Below are 17,580 nucleotides of genomic sequence, written 5' to 3'. Positions count from 1 at the left end.
GCCATCACAGCGGGGTCAGCGCGCGGGGGTACGGGCCCTGCGCACCGCGGGGGCCGTCGAGTGCGGCAGCAGGTCGAGCGGGTCGGCCGGCAGCACCACCTCGACCTCCGCGTCCTCCAGGAAGCGGTAGGGGCGGTGCGCCAGGAGGCCGCCGAGGTAGCGCCGCACTCGGGACATCTCGGCGCGCACCGTCACCGTCCGCGCCGGGTCCCCGAACAGGTCCTCGGCCAGGCCCGACGCGCTGCGCCCCACCCGGTGGTGCGCGAGCAGGTACAGCAACTCGGCGTGCCGGGGGCTCAGTTCGTGCGTCCAGGAACCGGCGGGCCCCGCCACCCCGACCGTCCACCGGCGCGGCCGGCTCAGGTCCAGGACGATCCGGGTCGCGCCGAGCGGCTCCGGGACGTCGTCGACCATGAGCAGCCAGCCGCCGGGCAGCGGCGCCACCCGGCACGTGCCGAGCGCGGGGATCCAGCAGCGGCCCTCCCCGAGGGACTTGGGCAGCGCCACCCGGTCGGTCGGCGGTATCCCGGTGACGGCCGCCGTCCACCCGTTGCCGTCGACCGCGAGGGCCCGGCCGTCGAGCCGGGCGAGCACCGGCGCCGCCACGGACCGCAGCCGCGCGAGCGTGACCAGGTGCCGCTCGCGCAGCCGGGCCTCCGCGAGCTGTGCCACCGACCGCACCCAGGAGAGGGTCGCCGGGTGCATGGTCTCCAGGGGGCCGCTGACGTCCACCACGCCGAGCAGCCTGCCGTCCCGGGGGTCGGTCACCGGGGCGCCCGCGCACGTCCACGGATCGTGCGAGCCCACGAAGTGCTCGGCGGAGAACACCTGGACGGGCCGCCCGGTCACCAGGGGCGTGCCCACCCCGTTCGTCCCGACGACGTCCTCGGTCCACAGGGCGCCGACCTCGAAGCCGAGCCGGTCGCCCTTGCGCAGCACGCCCGCGTGGCCCTCGCGCCACAGGATGCGGCCGTCGCCGTCGCTGACGACCATGATGTGCCGGGCGGCGTCGGCCACCGACACCAGCGCCTCGCGCAGCACCGGCAGGACCGGCAGGAGCGGGGACGACTGGCGCCGCTCCTCCACCTCGTCGACGCTCAGCAGCCCCAGGCGGACGTCGCGGTCCGGGTCGACGCCGTCGCGCAGCATCCGCCGCCAGGACTCGCCGATCTCCGGTCTCGGCAGGACGGGAGGCCGCTCCCCGGCCAGCATCGCGTTCCGCACGCCCCTGAGCAGGCGGGACGCGAGGGCCGCGTCCATCGCGGTCAGCCGCGCCAGGTCGATCGTCGTCGCGTCCTTGTTCATGCGTGCATCCTCGGTATGCGGAGCGTTACGCCTATCGTGCACCGCCGGCCCCGGGCGGGGGGCCACCTTGGTCACAACGTTGCAACCCCCTGCAACCCTGGTGAACAGCCGTACGGTGTTTGAAACTGGCACCAACGCCGCCACGGTGGCGTTCAAGCTCCTCATGGGCTTGCGGCGGGGATGGTGCCGTGTCGGCGCAGCACCATCCCCGCGTCACCTCACGCGCCGCGGCCTCTCACTCCACCGGGCGGGCCCGCTCCACGATCTCCTCGTGCGCCAGCGTGTGCGGGAGCGTGCCGAACGCGGCGCCCCCGTCGCCGCCGAGCCGCGTCGCGCAGAACGCGTCGGCGACCTCGGGCGGCGCGTACCGCACGAGCAGCGAGCCCTGGAGCACCAGGGCGATCCGCTCCACGAGCCGGCGGGCCCGTGCCTCGATGCCGTCCAGGTCGCCCAGCTCGGTCAGCAGGTCCTTCACGGCGGCGTCCAGGCGGTGGTCGGCGCCGCGCGCCCGGCCGACCTCAAGGAGGAACGCGTTGAACGCGGCGGGTTCGCGCTGCAGCGCCCGCAGCACGTCGAGCGCCTGGATGTTGCCCGACCCCTCCCACAGCGAGTTCAGCGGCGCCTCGCGCAGCAGGCGCGGCATGACGGACTCCTCGACGTAGCCGTTGCCGCCGAGGCACTCCAGGGCCTCCGCGACCAGCGGCGTGCACCGCTTCGTCACCCAGTACTTGGCGGCGGGCACCGCGAGCCGCAGGAAGGCCCGCTCCTGTGCGTCGCCGTTCTCCGCGTGGTCGTAGGCCGCCGCTAGGCGCAGTGCGAGCGTCGTCGCGGCCTCCGACTCCAGGGCGAGATCGGCGAGGACGTTGCGCATCAGCGGCTTGTCGATCAGCCTGCCGCCGAACGCCTCGCGGTAGGCGCAGTGGTGGACGGCCTGCGCGACGGCCTGGCGCATCAGCGAGGCGGCGCTCAGGACGCAGTCGAACCGGGTCGCCGCGACCATGTCGATGATGGTGCGCACCCCGCGCCCCTCGTCCCCGACGCGCCGCGCCCACGTACCGTCGAACTCGACCTCGGCCGACGCGTTCGAGCGGTTGCCCAGCTTGTCCTTGAGGCGCTGGATCGCGAACGGGTTGCGCGCCCCGTCCGGGAGGACGCGCGGCACGAGGAAGCACGTGAGCCCCTCACCGGCTCGGGCGAGGACGAGGAACCCGTCCGACATGGGCGCGGAGCAGAACCACTTGTGCCCGGTGAGCGCGTACGTCCCGTGCTCCGCCAGCGCCTGCGCGCGCGTCGTGCCCGCCCGTACGTCGCTGCCGCCCTGCTTCTCCGTCATCGCCATGCCGAACAGGGCGCCGGGCTTCTGCCCGGCGGGCCGCAGCTCCATGTCGTAGACGGTGGAGGTCAGCCGCGGCTCCCACTCGGCGGCGAGGTCCGGCTGCGCGCGCAGGGCGGGCACCGCCGCGTGCGTCATGGACAGCGGACACAGGTGCCCTGCCTCGACCTGCGACCACACCAGGAACGCGGCGGCCCGCCGCACATGACCGCCGGGCCGGCCCCACGCCGCCGTCAGCCCGGCGGAGACGCCCTTGCCGAGCAGCCGGTGCCAGGACGGATGGAAGTCGACCTCGTCGATCCGGTGGCCGAACCGGTCATGGGTGCGCAGAACGGGCGGGTACGCGTTGGCGAGCCGCCCCCACTCCTGCGCCTGCGACGATCCGGCCGCGCGCCCGAGCACGGTGAGATCCGCGCGGGCCTCCGCCAGGACCCCGGGCGCCAGATGCCGTTCGAGCCCCTCCCCGAGCGCCCGGTCCGCGGCGAAGACGTCGTACCCCGCGAGCGGCGGGGGCTGATTGGTCACGGTATGCGTGCTGCCCGACATGCCGCTGAACTTACCCGGCGCCGCCCAGGTATGCGCCGCGCGGGCGAGTTGGGTGCCGTCGCCCCTTTCACGTAGCGGTGCCGGGAACGGCCGGCCCGGTGAACGCGCAGGCCGGAGCCCCGGGGGATGGGTACACCCGCCTGTGGCGGATACCTTTAGGACGTGCAGCCAGCAAGTGAATCCCCCCCGTCGCCGTCCGGCCGTCTCCACCGGGCCCGCGTTCTCTACGAGAACGTCTCCAAGCGCAGGACCGCCTGGCTGTTGCTGAAGGACACCGTCAACTCGTGCATGGAGTACCGCATCCTGGGCCTGGCGGCCGAGGCGGCGTTCTTCACGCTGCTCTCCGTCCCGCCGCTGCTCCTGTCCCTCGTCGGGCTCCTCGCCTACGTCGACTCCTGGACCGGCGCCGACACGATCGCGGGCGTGCGCGACAACATCCTGGAGGCGTCCCGCACGGTCCTCACCGACCAGGGCGTCAAGGAGATCGCCCAGCCGATTTTGGACGACGTCATCCAGGGCGGCCGCCCCGACGTCATCTCCATCGGCTTCCTGATCTCCCTGTGGTCGGGATCGCGCGCGGTCTCGACCTTCGTCGACACGGTCACCGTGATGTACGGCCTCGACGGCGTCCGGGGCATCGTCAAGACCCGCCTCCTGGCGTTCCTGCTCTTCCTCATCGGGCTCGTCGTCGGCTCGGTGGCGCTGCCGCTGATGATCGCGGGCCCTGACGCGGTGATCGGCCTCGTCCCCTGGTCGGAGACGGTCGTCCAGATCCTCTACTGGCCGGTCGTCCTGGTCCTGTCGGTCGCGTTCCTGACCACCCTGTATCACGTGTCAGTGCCGGTCCGTTCTCCGTGGATCGAGGACGTCCCCGGCGCGCTGACCGCCCTCGCGATGTGGATCCCCGGCAGCTTCCTGCTCCGCCTCTACCTCACCAACACCATCGAGGGCCCGACGATCTACGGCTCCCTCGCCGCGCCCGTCGCGGTCCTGCTGTGGATCGGCGTCTCGGCGTTCGCGGTCCTCGTCGGCGCCGCCGTCAACGCGGCGATTGACCGGGTCTGGCCCTCGGTCGCCACGGCCGCGGCGCGCGCCGCCAACGAGCGGGTGCGCACCGCGACCGCCGCGCACTACCTGTCCCGGGCGGCGGCCCGCTCCGGCTATCCGGACGACGCCGACGAACTGGACGACGTCGACGGGGTCGACGACGGTCTCGGCGACCCCGACATGCCCTCGGAGTTCCCCGAGCGCTGGTCGAAGTTTTTGCCCCCGGAGGACGTGACGTCCCGGCTGCGCACCCACGCCCGCCGCCACGGCGACACACCGCACGAGGCGGAGGAGGACGAGTAGCCCCGGACGACCTCGCGCGGGGGCCCTGCTTCCAGGCCCTTGCGGCGGCCTCGTCCCGCGCGAACTCCGCGAACGTCGATGAACGGTTCGCCGAGCCCGGCCGGGGCCGCGAACGTCAGCTCGGGGCCGCGCACCTGGTCGAGGAGCGGGCCCTCACTGAAGTTCTGGTCGAACCAGGCGCACCGCAGGACCGTCCACCCCGCCCCGGACGCGGCCGGCGCCTCCTCGGCGGGGCGTGCCCGGTCCTCCCCGCGCGACGAGAGGAGGACGAGCCGCCGGACGCCGAGCTCCACCGCCCGCCGGGCGATGGCTCCACTCAAGCGCGCGCCCGCCGCCCCGGACATCCGCGAGCCGCTCACCCCCATACGCGTCCGTCTACGCTGGCTCCGTGGACCTACTCGCGGGGCTCCTGGAGGGCCCGCGGGCCCGGGGGGCCTTCATGATCCGGGCCTGCTTCGAGGTGCCGTGGGCGGTGCGGATCGCCGACGAGGCGCCGCTCACCGTCATGATGGTCGAGGGCGAGGCGTGGATCCTGCCCGCGGGCGACGGGCCCGCCCGGCGGCTCCGCCCCGGTGACCTCGCCATCGCCCGCGGCCCCGCCCCGTACGTCTGCTGCGACGACCCGGCGACCGCCCCGCGCGCCGAGATCGGCCCCGGCCAGGTCTGCCGCCCGCTCGGCCCCGCGCACGCCGGCCGCTACCGGGACCTCGGGGTGCGGACCTGGGGCGAGTCGCGGGACGGGGCCGCGCAGCTGCTCATCGGCGCCTACCAGAAGCGGGGTGAACTCACCGCCCGCCTGTCCAGCGCCTTCAAGCGGGTCCACGGGGTCAGCCCGCAGGAGTACCGGCCATGAGCGGGGCGTACGCGGAGCGGGCGAGCCGCGTCCCCGGCGCGGTGCTGTGGACCCGCACCGCCGGTCCCGGGGAGGACGCCCATCCGGTGCTGCCCGACGGGTGCATGGACCTGATCTGGAGCGAGGGCCGCTTGTTCGTCGCCGGGCCCGACACGCGCGCGTACGTCTCGGCGGGCGGCGCGGGGCGCTCCTACGCGGGCATCCGGTTCGCCCCCGGCACCGCCCCGGCCTACCTCGGCGTTCCGGCCCACGAACTGACCGACACACGCGCCGAGTTGGCGGACGTGTGGCGGGGCGCCGACGCCCGCCGCCTCACCGAACGCGTCGACGCGGCGCCCGACCCGGCCGCCGCGCTGGAACGCGCCGCCGTGCGCCTCGCCGCTGCCGCCGGGCCGCCGGACCCGCTCCTCGCCGGGATCGTCGCCGCCCTGGCCGAGGGCCGCACCGTCACCGGGACGGCCGAGGCGGCGGGGCTCAACACCCGCCTGCTGCACCGCCGTTCGCTGGCCGCGTTCGGTTACGGGCCCAAGACGCTCGCCCGGGTGCTGCGGCTGCAGCGGGCGCTCGCCCTGGCCCGCGCGGGCGTCCCGTTCGCGGCGACGGCGGTCCGCGCCGGATACACGGACCAGGCCCATCTCGCGCGCGACGTACGGGACTTGACCGGCCGGACGCTCACCAGCCTCACCTGACGTCCCGCCTCAGGCGAAGAGGTGCGTCTCGTTCCCGTCCGGGTCGAGCACGACCGCGTAACGCTGCCCCCAGACCGCGTCCCACGGCTTGGCCTCGCCATGGTGCCCGGCGCCGGTGAGCAGCGCGTACGTGGCGTCGACCCCGGCCGCGTCCCCGCAGTGGAAGGCGAGCGAGATCCGCCCCCGGCCGCGCCCGGCGGCGCCCTCCTCCGGGTCGAACATGAGCCGGATGCCGCCGGGCAGCCCCGTCTCCACGTGCGGCAGTCGCTCCGCGCCCTCGGGGAAGGTGAGCCCCAGGAGGCGGTAGTAGGCGAGCGAGGCGGCCAGATCGGTGGCCGCGATTCCGATGGCGTCCATCCGGACGGCGTTGCTGTCGGTCATGCCCGCACCGTAGGCCGCCGTACGCCGCCCGGTCTTGTACGAAACGGACGCCCCGCGTCTCCTTGTGCCCCGCATCCGGCGGTCGTACAGGGAAGGCATGTCCACCGCAACCGAGACCGCCAAGAGCCCGCACCCGGCGAGCCCCGTCACCCTGGAGGCCGACTACGAGCCGGTGCTCTCGCGCTGGCTCTGGCTGGTGAAGTGGCTGCTGGCGCTCCCGCACTACCTCGTCCTCGCCCTCCTCCTCGTGGCCTTCGTCGTCGTGGAGGTGATCGCCTGGTTCGCGATCCTGTTCACGACGCGCTTCCCGAGGGCGCTGTTCGACTTCAACCTCGGCGTGCTGCGCTGGGCCTGGCGCGTGTCGTACTACGCGTACGGCAGCCTCGGCACCGACCGCTACCCGCCGTTCACGCTCGCCGCCGTGCCCACGTACCCGGCGCGCCTCGACATCGCGTATCCGGAGCAGTTGTCGCGCGGCCTGGTCCTCGTCAAGGGCTGGCTGCTCGTGGTGCCGCAGTACCTCGTGGTGTCGATGTTCGTCGGCGGTTCCACGACCGGCGGCGGCCTGGCCGCCCTCATCACCTTCTACGCGGGTGTCGCCCTGCTCTTCACGAACCTGTACCCGGGCGGCCTGTACGACCTCAACATCGGCCTGCACCGCTACGCGGCCCGGGTCCTCGCGTACGGGTCCCTGATGACGGACGTCTATCCGCCGTTCCGCCTGGACCAGGGCGGGCGGGAGCCTCAGCTGCCGCTCCGGCCCGCACGGGAGTCGTAGGCTCGGGGGCATGACCTCGTTCGCCCACGCCCTCGCCGACGGCCGGACCCTCGTCCTGGACGGCGGCCTCTCCAACCAGCTGGAGGCCGCCGGGCACGACCTGGGCGACGCGCTGTGGTCGGCGCGGCTGCTCGCGGAGGAGCCCGGGGCGATCGTCGCGGCGCACAGCGGGTACTACGAGGCGGGCGCGGACGTCGCCATCACCGCGAGCTACCAGGCCACGTTCGAGGGGTTCGCCGCGCACGGCATCGGGCCGGAGCGCGCGGCCGAACTCATGGCGCTCAGCGTCGCATTGGCCCGGCGGGCGGCGCGCGAGACCCGGGCGGACCGGCCGCTGTGGGTGGCCGCGTCGGCGGGCCCGTACGGGGCGATGCTGGCCGACGGCTCGGAGTACCGGGGCCGGTACGGGCTGAGCGTGGCCGAGCTCGAACGGTTCCACCGGCCGCGCCTGGAGGCCCTCGCGGCGGCGGAACCCGATGTGTTCGCCCTGGAGACGGTCCCCGACACGGACGAGGCGCGGGCGCTGCTGCGCGCCGTGCGCGGGCTCGGGGTTCCGGCGTGGCTCTCGTACAGCGTGGAGGGGGAGCGGACGCGCGCGGGGCAGCCCCTGGAGGAGGCGTTCGCGCTCGCCGCCGACGCCGAGGAGATCGTGGCCGTGGGCGTCAACTGCTGCGCGCCGCGGGACGCGGACCACGCGGTGGCGCTCGCCGCACGGATCACCGGGAAACCCGTGGTCGTCTACCCGAACAGCGGCGAGAGCTGGGACGCGCGGGCGCGCCGCTGGACGGGCCGCCCGACGTTCGGCCCCGGGCGGGTGGAGCGGTGGCGGTCCGGCGGCGCGCGCCTGGTCGGGGGGTGCTGCCGGATCGGCCCGGATGTGATCACCGAGGTCACCCGGGCCGTGCACGCGTCCTGAAGGAGACGGCTCAGGGCTTGAGCGCGACCGCCCCGTAGATGTTGATGTCCTCGTCGCGCACGTCGCCGATGCCCTGCCGCGCCGCCCGCTCCAGGGGGCCGAGGTCGCCCAGGCCGGTGAGGTCCTCGGGTTCGGTGTGGACCTTGTGCCAGGTGGTGTCGGGCCGCCAGCGGTGGACCGGCACCACGCCCGGGTCGACCGGCTCCATCCCGTTGTCGGTGAGGAACCGCAGGAACTCGGCGCGGGTGCGGAGCGTGAAGGGGAGCCCCGTCGCCTTCAGGCCGGGCACGATCGTCTCCGGGTTGAGGTCGGCGGTCACATGGGTGAGGAAGACGGCGCTGCCCGACGGCAGGGCGTCGAGCAGCTTCGCCAGGATGTCGTGCGCGGCCGGGTCCTCGACGAAGTGCAGGATCGCGCCGAGCCCGAGCCCCACCGGCCGGTCCAGGTCGAGCGTGGCGCGGGCCCCGTCGAGGATCGTGTCCGGGGCCCGCAGGTCCGCGTCGAGATAGGCGGTGCGCCCCTGCGGGCCGCTGGACAGCAGGGCCCGCGCGTGCGCCAGGACCACCGGGTCGTGGTCGACGTACACGACCCGGGCCTGCGGCGCGACGCTCTGGGCGATCTCGTGCACGTTCGGGCTCGTGGGCAGGCCCGTGCCGACGTCGAGGAACTGGCGCAGGCCCGCCTCACGCGTCAGGTACAGCACCGCGCGCCGCATGAAGTCCCGGTTGTGGCGCACGTCGAGGTAGCCGCGCGGGTTGCGCCGCAGGGAGTTCTCGGCGGCGTCCCGGTCGACGGAGTAGTGGTTCTTGCCGCCGAGCAGCGCGTCGTAGACCCGGGCCGGGTGCGGCCGTGAGGTGTCGATGCGTGCGCGGATCTCCCGGTCGTTCATGCGGCCCCCAGTCGTCGGTGTATGTGACGTGCGGGGCACAAGCTATCCCGGGGACCGGCGGAGACAGAGGCGGCGCTACGGGCGGATGTCGAAGACGAGCTTGCCCGTGACGCGGCCCGTCTCACCCTCCGCGTGCGCCTTGGCCGCCTCGGCGAGCGGGTACGTCTGCGCGATGTGTGCCCGCAACTGCCCCGACTCGGCGAGCGCCGCGACCGCCGCCATGCCCGCCTGGTCGTGCTCGACCAGCATGAAGGTGGCGCGCACCCCCAACTCGGCCGCCCTGGGCGGTACGTGGCTCCACTGGTCGGGCAGGATCGACACGAGGATGCCCCCGGGCCTCAGTACTTCGAGGGAGCGCAGGCAGTTCTCGCCGCCGAGGGAATCGAGCACGACGTCGATGTCGCGGGCCTCTTCCGTGAAGTCGGCGGTGCGGTAGTCGATGACCTCGTCGGCGCCGAGGCCGCGCACGAAGTCGTGCTTGGCGGCGCTGGCCGTGCCGATGACGTAGGCGCCGCGCGCCTTCGCGATCTGCACCGCGAGATGCCCGACGCCACCGGCGGCCGCGTGCACCAACACCCGCTGCCCCGGCTGTACTTGGGCGTTGTCGACGAGCGCCTGCCAGGCGGTCAGCGCGGCGAGCGGCAGTGCGCCCGCCTCGACGTGGCCGAGCCCGGCGGGCTTGGGCACGAAGGCGCGGGCGGGCCCGGCCACGTACTCGGCGTGCGAACCGGCGCCGTACGGGTAGGGCAGCATGCCCATGACCTCGTCGCCGGGGGAGAAGAGGGAGACGCCGAGACCGACCGCCTCGACGGTGCCGGAGACGTCCCAGCCGAGCGTGAACGGCGGCTCGCCGAGGAAGAGGCCGGACGCGCGGTGCTTCCAGTCGGTCGGGTTGAGCCCGGCGGCGTGCACGGCGACCAGGATCTGGCCGATACCGGGTTCGGGGCGGGGCAGCTCGGCCTCGTACAGGACGCCGGGGTCGCCGAGGGTGTCCTGGGTGAGGGCGGTCATGGTCTTGCCGGTGGTGTCGTTGCTGGTCATGGGGCCAGCCTGCCCCGGGGCGCCGACCTCGGCAATGGCAAGATTGCCATGAACCGATAACATCGTGCCATGCGCTCCGAACCGTTGACCCCCCGCCGCCCGCACCGCGTCGTCACCCTCGCGCTCGACGGCGTCTACCCCTTCGAGCTGGGCATCCCGAACCGGGTCTTCCCGCTGGTGCCGGGCGCGTACGAGGTGATGACGTGCGCGGCGTCGGAGCAGCGCACGGTCCGGACGGACGCGGATTTCACGATCACCGTCGAGCACGGCCCCGAGGCCCTGGAGAGCGCGGACACGGTGGTGGTTCCTCCCTACGACCTACGCCGTCTGAGTGCGGAGCTGCCCGAGGAGGTGCGGTCGGCGCTCGCCCGCGTCCGCCCCGGTACGCGGATCGTCTCCATCTGCACGGGCGCGTTCACCCTCGCGGCGGCCGGCCTGTTGGAGGGCCGCACCGCGACCACGCACTGGGCGCTCGCGGACCACTTCCGCGCCCTGTTCCCGCACGTCGACCTCAACCCGGACGTGCTGTTCATCGACGACGGCCCGGTCCTCACCTCGGCGGGCGCCGCGTCCGGCGTCGACGCGTGCCTGCACGTCGTCCGCTCCGACCACGGCAGCGCGGTCGCCAACCGGGTCGCCCGGCACTGTGTCGTCCCGCCGTGGCGCGACGGCGGCCAGGCCCAGTACATCGAGCACCCCGTCCCCGAGGAGGGCGACACCGGCACCGCCGCCACCCGCGCCTGGGCCCTGGAACGCCTGGACCAGCCGCTCGCCCTGCGGGAACTGGCGGCGCACGCCCGGATGAGCCAGCGCACGTTCGCCCGCCGCTTCCAGGAGGAGACGGGCACGAGCCCCGGCCGCTGGCTGATCCAGCAGCGCGTGCACCGCGCCCGCCACCTCCTGGAATCCACCGATCTGCCCGTGGACCGGATCGCGGCGGAGGTCGGCTTCGCCACGGGCACGTCGCTGCGGCAGCATCTGCAGGCGGCGATCGGGGTGTCGCCGCGCGCGTACCGCCGCACGTTCCGCAATGAGGTGGCGCCCGTCTGAGGCGGTTCTGCTATTCCGCGGGCCACTCCCACCGCTCGATGTCCCGCAGCCACGCCCGCGCGTTGCCGTCCGACGGGGCGCGCCAGTCACCGCGCGGCGAGAGCGAACCACCGGCGGAGACCTTCGGCCCGTTCGGCATCGCGGACCGCTTGAACTGCGCGAACCCGAAGAACCGCTTGCAGAAGTACTCCAGCCAGTGCCGGATCTCCGCCAGGTCGTAGGAACCGCGGTCGGACTCGGGGAAGCCGGGCGGCCACTCCCCGGCGTCCTTGTCGCGCCAGGCGTGCCACGCCAGGAACGCGATCTTCGAGGGCCGGAAGCCGTGGCGCAGCACGTAGAAGAGGGTGAAGTCGTGCAGCGCGTACGGGCCGATCTTCGATTCGGTCGACTGGAGCTCCTCACCCGGCACCAGCTCGGGGCTGATCTCCGTGTCGAGGATCGCCGTCAGGATCTTCCCGGCCTCCTCCCCGAAGAGATCACTGCTCACGACCCACCGGATGAGGTGCTGGATCAGCGTCTTCGGCACGCCGCCGTTGACGTTGTAATGGCTCATCTGGTCGCCGACGCCGTACGTGCACCAGCCGAGCGCCAGCTCGGAGAGGTCGCCGGTGCCGAGGACGATGCCGCCCCGCTGGTTGGCGAGACGGAACAGGTAGTCGGTGCGCAGACCGGCCTGCACGTTCTCGAAGGTGACGTCGTAGACGGGCTCACCGGCGCTGAAGGGGTGGTCCATCTCCTTCAGCATCAACCGCGCGGTGTCCGTGATGTCCAGCTCGGCGGCGGTGACACCGAGCGCCTTCATCAGCTTGTGCGCATTGCTCTTGGTGTGGTCACCGGTGGCGAAGCCCGGCATGGTGAAGGCGAGGATGTCGCTGCGGGGCCGGCCGGCGCGGTCCATGGCGCGGGCGGCGACGATGAGCGCGTGCGTGGAGTCGAGACCGCCCGACACCCCGATGACGACCTTCGGGTCACCGATCGCACCGAGCCGCTGCCGCAACCCGGCGACCTGGATGTTGTACGCCTCGTAGCAGTCCTGGGCGAGGCGCCGCGCGTCGGCGGGCACGAACGGGTACCGCTCGACGCGGCGGCACAGCCCGAGATCCTTCTCGACGGGCGGGTCGAGCCGGAAGGCGACCGTACGGAAATCATTCGTGCGGGCGGAGTGCGTCCGCCGGTTCTCGTCGAAGGTGCCCATCCGCTGCCGCTCCTGGCGCAGCAGATCCAGATCGACGTCGGCGACCGAGGCGCGGTCGCCGTCCGGGAACCGCTCGGTCTCGGCGAGCAGCGCCCCGTTCTCGTAGACCATCGTCTGTCCGTCCCAGGACAGATCGGTGGTGGACTCACCGAGCCCGGCGGCGGCATAGACGTAGGCGGACAGATACCGCGAGGACGCGGCGCTGCACAACATCTTGCGGTCGTCGGCGCGCCCGACGGTGATGGGGCTGCCGGAGAGGTTGAGGATCACCGTCGCTCCGGCCAGCGCCGCCTCGGCGCTCGGCGGGATCGGGATCCACATGTCCTCGCAGATCTCCACGTGCACGACGAGCCCCGGCACGTCCTCGGCCGCGAACAGCAGATCGACGCCGAACGGGACGTCCTCCCCGCCGATCCGGATCGTCGCCCCGCGGACGTCGTCACCCGGGGCGAGCTGGCGGCGCTCGTAGAACTCCCGGTAGTTCGGCAGGTACGACTTCGGCGCGACGCCGAGAACCCGCCCCTTGTGCACGACCACGGCACAGTTGTAGACGCGCCCCCGGTGCCGCAGCGGCGCCCCGACGACCAGAACGGTCAGCAGGTCCGCCGACCCCGCCACCACATCGGCGAGCGCCCGCTCCACGTCATCGAGCACGGCGTCCTGCAAGAACAGGTCCTCGATGGAGTACCCGGTCAGCCCCAACTCGGGAAAGACCGCGACGGCAACCCCCTCCTCGGCACATCTGCGCCCCTGGCGCAGGATCGCCTCGGCGTTGGCGGGCGGGTCCGCGACGAAGGTCTGGCCGGTGCATGCGGCCACACGAGCGAAACCATGAGCATAAATCGACCGGAAGTTCACCCCTCCATCATGACAACCAGCCAGAACGGGTGCGCGCGGGGCCCGGCCGGACCGGGTTCAGCACGCGCGGAACGAGAACGTGAACTCCGCAGGACCCGGCGTCAGACGGTACTGCGGCAGCACGCCCGGGCCGCACGACTGGGAGCCGATGCCCTGCTGGGCGTGGTCCAGGTTCAGCCACACCGTGTCGCCGGGGACGAGGTCCGTGAGGTGGTCGGCCGCGTCCAGGTGTTCCGTCGTCCAGCGGCGGGCGGTGAGGTAGAAGTCGGGGGAGCCCTCGATGCGCAGGCCGCCGATCTCCGCCCACCGCACGTCCGCCCGCGCCCCGTTCTCCTGCGGACGCACGTAGGGAGTCTGGAGCGCGTCGACCGTCGACTCCCACCGGCCGATACGGGACGCCGCCCGCGTGTCCGGATACGCCTCGCCGGGGCCGCCGCCGAACCAGCGCACCGCGTCCGCGCCGCCCGGAAGCCCGAGCCGTACCCCGAGCCGGGGCAGCGGGACGCGCCAGTCGCCCTCGGGGACCACGGAAACGGAAAGGTGCAGCAGATCCTCGTCGGCCGACCAGCGGAACAGGGTGCGTAGTCCGACGTCGGTCCCTGCCGGGGCCGCCCGGCCCCGCACGGTGAGCGCGTCGTCCGTCACCTCCAGCGCGTCGAGCCGGTGCCTCATGCGGTGCAGGCCGAGGCGGCGCCACAGCAGGCCGAGCCGCTCGTCGTGCTGCCAGCTCGCCCCGTCGTCGTTGTCGGTGGGCGCCCGCCACACGTCGAGGCGCGGGCCCACCACCCCGACCCCGCCGACCGAGAGCGCGGCGCCGGTCCGTGCGTCGAACACGCCGGCCCCGACCGTGATCCGGCCGGGGCCGGGCACCGGGCGCGCGACGGAGCGCCCCAGCCGTACGACGGTCGTGGCCACCTCCGGCTGGCCCCACGCCACCTCGTGGCCCTCCGCGTCCAGAGCCCGCAGCGTCCACCCGGTCGCGGAACCGGCGCCGTACGGCGGCAGCTTCAGCGTCGTCGACTCGCCTGGCCCGAGCGCGGGCACCGTCAGCGGCCCGGACGCGACGGTGCCCTCGTCCTCCTCTTCGTACGACCAGGTGAAGGTCAGGCCCGACAGGTCGCGGAAGTCGAACCGGTTGGTGACGCGCGCCGTGCCCGCCGGCCCGTCGATCTCGAACCGCACCGGCTCGATGACCTTCTTGAACTCCAGCAGGCCGGGGGAGGGGGTCCGGTCGGGGAAGAGGAGCCCGTCGCAGACGAAGTTCCCGTCGTGCAACTCCTCGCCGAAGTCACCGCCGTAGGCGAACCCGTAGCGCTCGTCGGCGATCCCGTGGTCGATCCACTCCCAGACGAAGGCGCCCTGGAGGCGGTCGTGGGCCTCGAACAGGCTCTGGTAGTCGGCGAGTCCGCCGGGGCCGTTGCCCATCGCGTGGGCGTATTCGCACAGGATGAAGGGGAGGGACCGGCGCTTGTCCGTACCGCCGTCGAGGCCCATGGCGATCCGGTGGACCTCCGCGTGATCCGCGTACATCCGTGAATAGACGTCCACGTCACGGCAGTTGGCGTCGCCTTCGTAGTGGATGAGGCGCTCCGGGTCCCGGGCGCGGATCCACTCGGCCATCGCCGTCAGGCCGCGCCCCGTGCCCGCCTCGTTGCCGAGCGACCACAGCACCACCGACGGATGGTTCTTGTCGCGTTCGACCATGCGGGCGGCGCGGTCGAGGAGGGCGGGGGTCCAGCGGTCGTCGTCGACGGGGTTGTCGCGCCAGCCCTGTTCGGTGAAGCCGTGCGTCTCCAGGTCGCATTCGTCGATGACCCAGAGGCCGTACGCGTCGCACAGGTCGAGGAAGGCGGGGTGCGGCGGGTAGTGGGAGGTGCGGACCGCGTTGATGTTGTGGGCCTTCATCAGCTCCACGTCGCGGCGCATCGTCTCCAGGTCGAGGGCGCGGCCGCGCTCGGGGTGCCATTCGTGCCGGTTCACGCCCTTGAAGAGGACCGGCACGCCGTTGACCTTGATCAGGCCGTCCTCGTCCGAGAGTTTCACCGTGCGGAATCCGATCCGCAGCGGGACGCGCTCCCCACCCGTGTCCAGCGTGCCCGCGTACAGGCGCGGCGTCTCCGCCGTCCACGGTTCGACCTGGAGCGTCACCGTCTCGCCCGTCGCGGCGTCGATCCCCAGCTCGGGCACGGCGACCCGCCCGTCCACGTCGCTGTCCACGCGGAGCGTCCCCGTCCCGGCCGTGTGGTCGTACGACGCGTGCACGAAGAAGTCGCGCGCGCAGTCCGCCGGGCGGTGCAGCAGCGTCACGTCGCGGAAGATGCCCGGCAGCCACCACTGGTCCTGGTCCTCCAGGTACGAGCCGGCCGACCACTGGTGGACCCGGACCGCGAGCACGTTCCCGGTCGGCCGCAGCAGGTGGCCGACCGCGAACTCGTGCGGGAGGCGGCTGCCCCTGAACTCGCCGATGTCCGTGCCGTTCAGCCACACCCGCGCGCAGGACTCGACCCCGTCGAAGCGGAGCGTCGCCGTTCCTTGTGCGGGCCAGTCGTCCGGCAGGTCGAACGTGCGCAGGTGGTCGCCGGTCGGGTTCTCGGTCGGCACGTGCGGCGGATCGACCGGGAACGGGTAGAGGTGGTTCGTGTAGAGGGGCGCGCCGTGCCCCTGGAGCACCCAGTGGCCCGGCACCGTCACCTGCGCCCACTCCCCGGCGTCGTAGCCCTCGGCGGCGAACGACGCGTCGTGCGCGTCGGCCGTCTCCGCGAGGCGGAACCGCCAGGTCCCGTTCAGGGAGAGGGCGGCGGCGGAGGACTCCGCGTACCAGGCGCGCGGCGGCAGCGCTCCGTTCCCGGGCAGGACATCCTCGACGTACGAGAAGGACATGGGGCTGGCTCCTTGCGGCGGGGGCCGAGAGGTCGGTCGGGGAAGCGTTACCCAGTCCTCCCGGGCGCGGCCACCCAGGGGCGGCGAAAGTCCAACAACTCACCCGAAAGTCCTGGCGGCCCGTCCAAGCCGCCCCACGAAAGTCCTGGCCCGCCCCACACCTCGCTCAGCCCGGCAGCAGCGCCCGGACGAACGCGTTGCTGAACACGCCGCGCGGGTCGAGCCGCCGCACGAGCGCCGCGAAGTCGGCGGCGTGCGGATAGCGCTCCGCCACCTGGTCCGGCGCGGCGGTGAACACCTTGCCCCAGTGCGGGCGCGGCGCGAAGTCCCGCAGCCGGTCCTCGACGAGCGAGACGACGGGCAGCACGCGCTCCGTGTCCGCCACCCACGTGAAGTGGAAGGCGACCGTGTCCCTGCCGTACGCGGGGCTCAGCCACTGCCGGTCCGCCGCGACCGTCCGCACCTCGCAGACCTGGAGCACCGGCGCGATCCGCTCGCTCACCGCGTCGAGCGCCGCGAGGGCGGCCTCGGCGTGCTCGCGGGGCATCAGGTACTCCGACTGGAGTTCGTCGCCGCTGCTGGGCATGAAACCGGCGCGGAAGTGCGGGAGGCGTTCGTGCCAGGGGCCGGGGACGCCGAACTGCTCGGTGCAGTGCACCGCGTCCATCCCCGGCACGGGGTGCTGCGCCTCCGTGGCGGGCTCGGCCCACGGGAAGTCGACCGGCTCGGGCAGCCGCCGCTTGACCCATACCTGGTCGAAGTGGGGGCCGCGCCACTTCGTGAACATGCTCACGCTGTACGCGGCCGAGGAGACGGCCGTGAAGTCCAGCCCTTCCAGCGGCAGCCGACGGAACACGTGCTGCGCCACCTCGAAGGACGCCTCCACGTCGAGCGTCAGCGACAGGACGACGCCGAGCGCGCCGAGCGAGACGACCGCCCCCTCGAACCCCTCGTCGCCGCGCGCGAGCGTCACCGTCCCGCCGTCGGCCGTCAGGATCTCCACCGCCCGCACCGCCTCCGCCAGGGACCGGTTGCCGACCCCGGAGCCGTGCGTGCCCGTCGCCACGGACCCGGCGACCGAGATGTGGGGGAGCGACGCCATGTTCGGCAGGGCGAGGCCGTGCGCGTGCAGCTCCGCCGCCAGCTCGGCGTAGCGGAGGCCGCCGCCGACCCGTACGGTCCGCCTCTCCGCGTCGATCTCGATGCCGCCGGGCAGATCCGCGAGCGAGACGAGCGCGCCCGACCGGTCGGCGTCCACGTCGGCGATCCGGTTGAAGGAGTGGCCGCTGCCGAGGACCCGTATGTGCGCGCTTCTGGTGACGAGAGCGCGCAGCTCGTCGAGGGAGCTGGGGCGGTGCAGCTCGGTGGTGGAGAAGGTGATGTTGCGGGCCCAATTGCTCACGGCGTTGGTTACGGCGTCGGACACGGTGCGCTGCCTCTCTCGAATGCTAGGGCGTTCCGCAGATTGGATCACGCGTGCCCGGGAACACCGGGACCCCGGCCGGATTGCGTGACA

The 17,580-nt window shown here is 73.3% G+C and carries 13 protein-coding genes and 1 pseudogene; 6 read left to right on the top strand and 8 right to left on the bottom strand.

Features of this window, described 5'->3' with window-relative positions; genetic code table 11:
* Window positions 1-15: 15 nt before the first annotated feature.
* Together C1N81_RS14755 and C1N81_RS14750 are read right to left on the bottom strand one after the other, a co-directional pair.
* Window positions 16-1,305, bottom strand: coding sequence for a GAF domain-containing protein (locus tag C1N81_RS14755; protein ID WP_394429274.1), 1,290 nt, complete (start codon window positions 1,303-1,305; stop codon window positions 16-18).
* Between the two features lie 235 nt (window positions 1,306-1,540).
* Window positions 1,541-3,184, bottom strand: coding sequence for an acyl-CoA dehydrogenase family protein (locus tag C1N81_RS14750; RefSeq protein WP_394429273.1), 1,644 nt, complete (start codon window positions 3,182-3,184; stop codon window positions 1,541-1,543).
* Between the two features lie 162 nt (window positions 3,185-3,346).
* On the opposite strand from C1N81_RS14750, the gene C1N81_RS14745 reads away from it, so the two are divergent.
* The 3 genes and pseudogenes from C1N81_RS14745 to C1N81_RS14735 all read left to right on the top strand — a co-directional run bounded on the left by C1N81_RS14745 (window position 3,347) and on the right by C1N81_RS14735 (window position 6,076).
* Entirely contained in the window at window positions 3,347-4,534 is a 1,188-nt protein-coding gene (locus C1N81_RS14745) for a YihY/virulence factor BrkB family protein (RefSeq protein ID WP_394429272.1), read from the top strand.
* 388 nt (window positions 4,535-4,922) lie between these two features.
* Window positions 4,923-5,342: pseudogene (locus C1N81_RS14740) on the top strand (cupin domain-containing protein); the annotation flags it as partial.
* A 41-nt stretch (window positions 5,343-5,383) separates the two neighbouring features.
* The gene (locus tag C1N81_RS14735) at window positions 5,384-6,076 is read left to right on the top strand and encodes a DUF6597 domain-containing transcriptional factor (RefSeq protein WP_394429271.1); all 693 of its coding nucleotides are present in this window, start codon (window positions 5,384-5,386) and stop codon (window positions 6,074-6,076) included.
* Between the two features lie 9 nt (window positions 6,077-6,085).
* Here C1N81_RS14735 and C1N81_RS14730 read toward each other — a convergent pair whose 3' ends face one another.
* Window positions 6,086-6,457, bottom strand: coding sequence for a VOC family protein (locus C1N81_RS14730; protein ID WP_394429270.1), 372 nt, complete (start codon window positions 6,455-6,457; stop codon window positions 6,086-6,088).
* A 97-nt stretch (window positions 6,458-6,554) separates the two neighbouring features.
* Here C1N81_RS14730 and C1N81_RS14725 point away from each other — a divergent pair, with 97 nt between their 5' ends.
* Window positions 6,555-7,235, top strand: a complete 681-nt coding sequence (locus tag C1N81_RS14725) for a DUF4389 domain-containing protein (RefSeq protein ID WP_394429269.1) — start codon at window positions 6,555-6,557, stop codon at window positions 7,233-7,235.
* A 10-nt stretch (window positions 7,236-7,245) separates the two neighbouring features.
* Entirely contained in the window at window positions 7,246-8,151 is a 906-nt protein-coding gene (gene mmuM, locus C1N81_RS14720; RefSeq protein ID WP_394429268.1) for a homocysteine S-methyltransferase, read from the top strand.
* 10 nt (window positions 8,152-8,161) lie between these two features.
* On the opposite strand, the gene C1N81_RS14715 is transcribed toward mmuM, so the two are convergent.
* The gene (locus C1N81_RS14715) at window positions 8,162-9,040 is read right to left on the bottom strand and encodes an SAM-dependent methyltransferase (protein ID WP_394429267.1); all 879 of its coding nucleotides are present in this window, start codon (window positions 9,038-9,040) and stop codon (window positions 8,162-8,164) included.
* Between the two features lie 75 nt (window positions 9,041-9,115).
* Window positions 9,116-10,081 carry an NADP-dependent oxidoreductase gene (locus tag C1N81_RS14710; protein WP_394429266.1) on the bottom strand — a complete coding sequence of 322 codons (966 nt, stop codon included), beginning with the start codon at window positions 10,079-10,081 and terminating at the stop codon, window positions 9,116-9,118.
* 69 nt (window positions 10,082-10,150) lie between these two features.
* Between C1N81_RS14710 and C1N81_RS14705 the strand changes: the two genes are divergently transcribed.
* Window positions 10,151-11,131, top strand: coding sequence for a GlxA family transcriptional regulator (locus tag C1N81_RS14705; RefSeq protein WP_394429265.1), 981 nt, complete (start codon window positions 10,151-10,153; stop codon window positions 11,129-11,131).
* A gap of 10 nt (window positions 11,132-11,141) precedes the next feature.
* Here the strand turns inward: C1N81_RS14705 and C1N81_RS14700 are convergent, their stop codons facing one another.
* From C1N81_RS14700 to C1N81_RS14690, 3 genes are all read right to left on the bottom strand, one after another.
* The gene (locus tag C1N81_RS14700; RefSeq protein WP_394429264.1) at window positions 11,142-13,184 is read right to left on the bottom strand and encodes an NAD(+) synthase; all 2,043 of its coding nucleotides are present in this window, start codon (window positions 13,182-13,184) and stop codon (window positions 11,142-11,144) included.
* A 57-nt stretch (window positions 13,185-13,241) separates the two neighbouring features.
* Window positions 13,242-16,064 carry a glycoside hydrolase family 2 TIM barrel-domain containing protein gene (locus tag C1N81_RS14695; protein WP_394429263.1) on the bottom strand — a complete coding sequence of 941 codons (2,823 nt, stop codon included), beginning with the start codon at window positions 16,062-16,064 and terminating at the stop codon, window positions 13,242-13,244.
* Between the two features lie 166 nt (window positions 16,065-16,230).
* Window positions 16,231-17,490, bottom strand: a complete 1,260-nt coding sequence (locus C1N81_RS14690) for a D-arabinono-1,4-lactone oxidase (protein WP_394429262.1) — start codon at window positions 17,488-17,490, stop codon at window positions 16,231-16,233.
* Window positions 17,491-17,580: the final 90 nt, after the last annotated feature.

It is taken from the genome of Streptomyces sp. SGAir0957 (genome assembly GCF_043523415.1).
Note: the sequence above shows the minus strand (reverse complement) of the source record. Positions and strands in the feature narration are given on the sequence as shown.

Excerpts from the sequence above, each read along its gene's own strand:
- C1N81_RS14750 (WP_394429273.1), bottom strand. The coding sequence starts at position 3,184 with ATGTCGGGCAGCACGCATACCGTGACCAATCAGCCCCCGCCGCTCGCG.
- C1N81_RS14730 (WP_394429270.1), bottom strand. The coding sequence starts at position 6,457 with ATGACCGACAGCAACGCCGTCCGGATGGACGCCATCGGAATCGCGGCC.
- C1N81_RS14735 (WP_394429271.1), top strand. The coding sequence starts at position 5,384 with ATGAGCGGGGCGTACGCGGAGCGGGCGAGCCGCGTCCCCGGCGCGGTG.
- C1N81_RS14705 (WP_394429265.1), top strand. The coding sequence starts at position 10,151 with ATGCGCTCCGAACCGTTGACCCCCCGCCGCCCGCACCGCGTCGTCACC.
- C1N81_RS14710 (WP_394429266.1), bottom strand. The coding sequence starts at position 10,081 with ATGACCAGCAACGACACCACCGGCAAGACCATGACCGCCCTCACCCAG.
- C1N81_RS14725 (WP_394429269.1), top strand. The coding sequence starts at position 6,555 with ATGTCCACCGCAACCGAGACCGCCAAGAGCCCGCACCCGGCGAGCCCC.
- C1N81_RS14755 (WP_394429274.1), bottom strand. The coding sequence starts at position 1,305 with ATGAACAAGGACGCGACGACGATCGACCTGGCGCGGCTGACCGCGATG.
- mmuM (WP_394429268.1), top strand. The coding sequence starts at position 7,246 with ATGACCTCGTTCGCCCACGCCCTCGCCGACGGCCGGACCCTCGTCCTG.
- C1N81_RS14695 (WP_394429263.1), bottom strand. The coding sequence starts at position 16,064 with ATGTCCTTCTCGTACGTCGAGGATGTCCTGCCCGGGAACGGAGCGCTG.
- C1N81_RS14715 (WP_394429267.1), bottom strand. The coding sequence starts at position 9,040 with ATGAACGACCGGGAGATCCGCGCACGCATCGACACCTCACGGCCGCAC.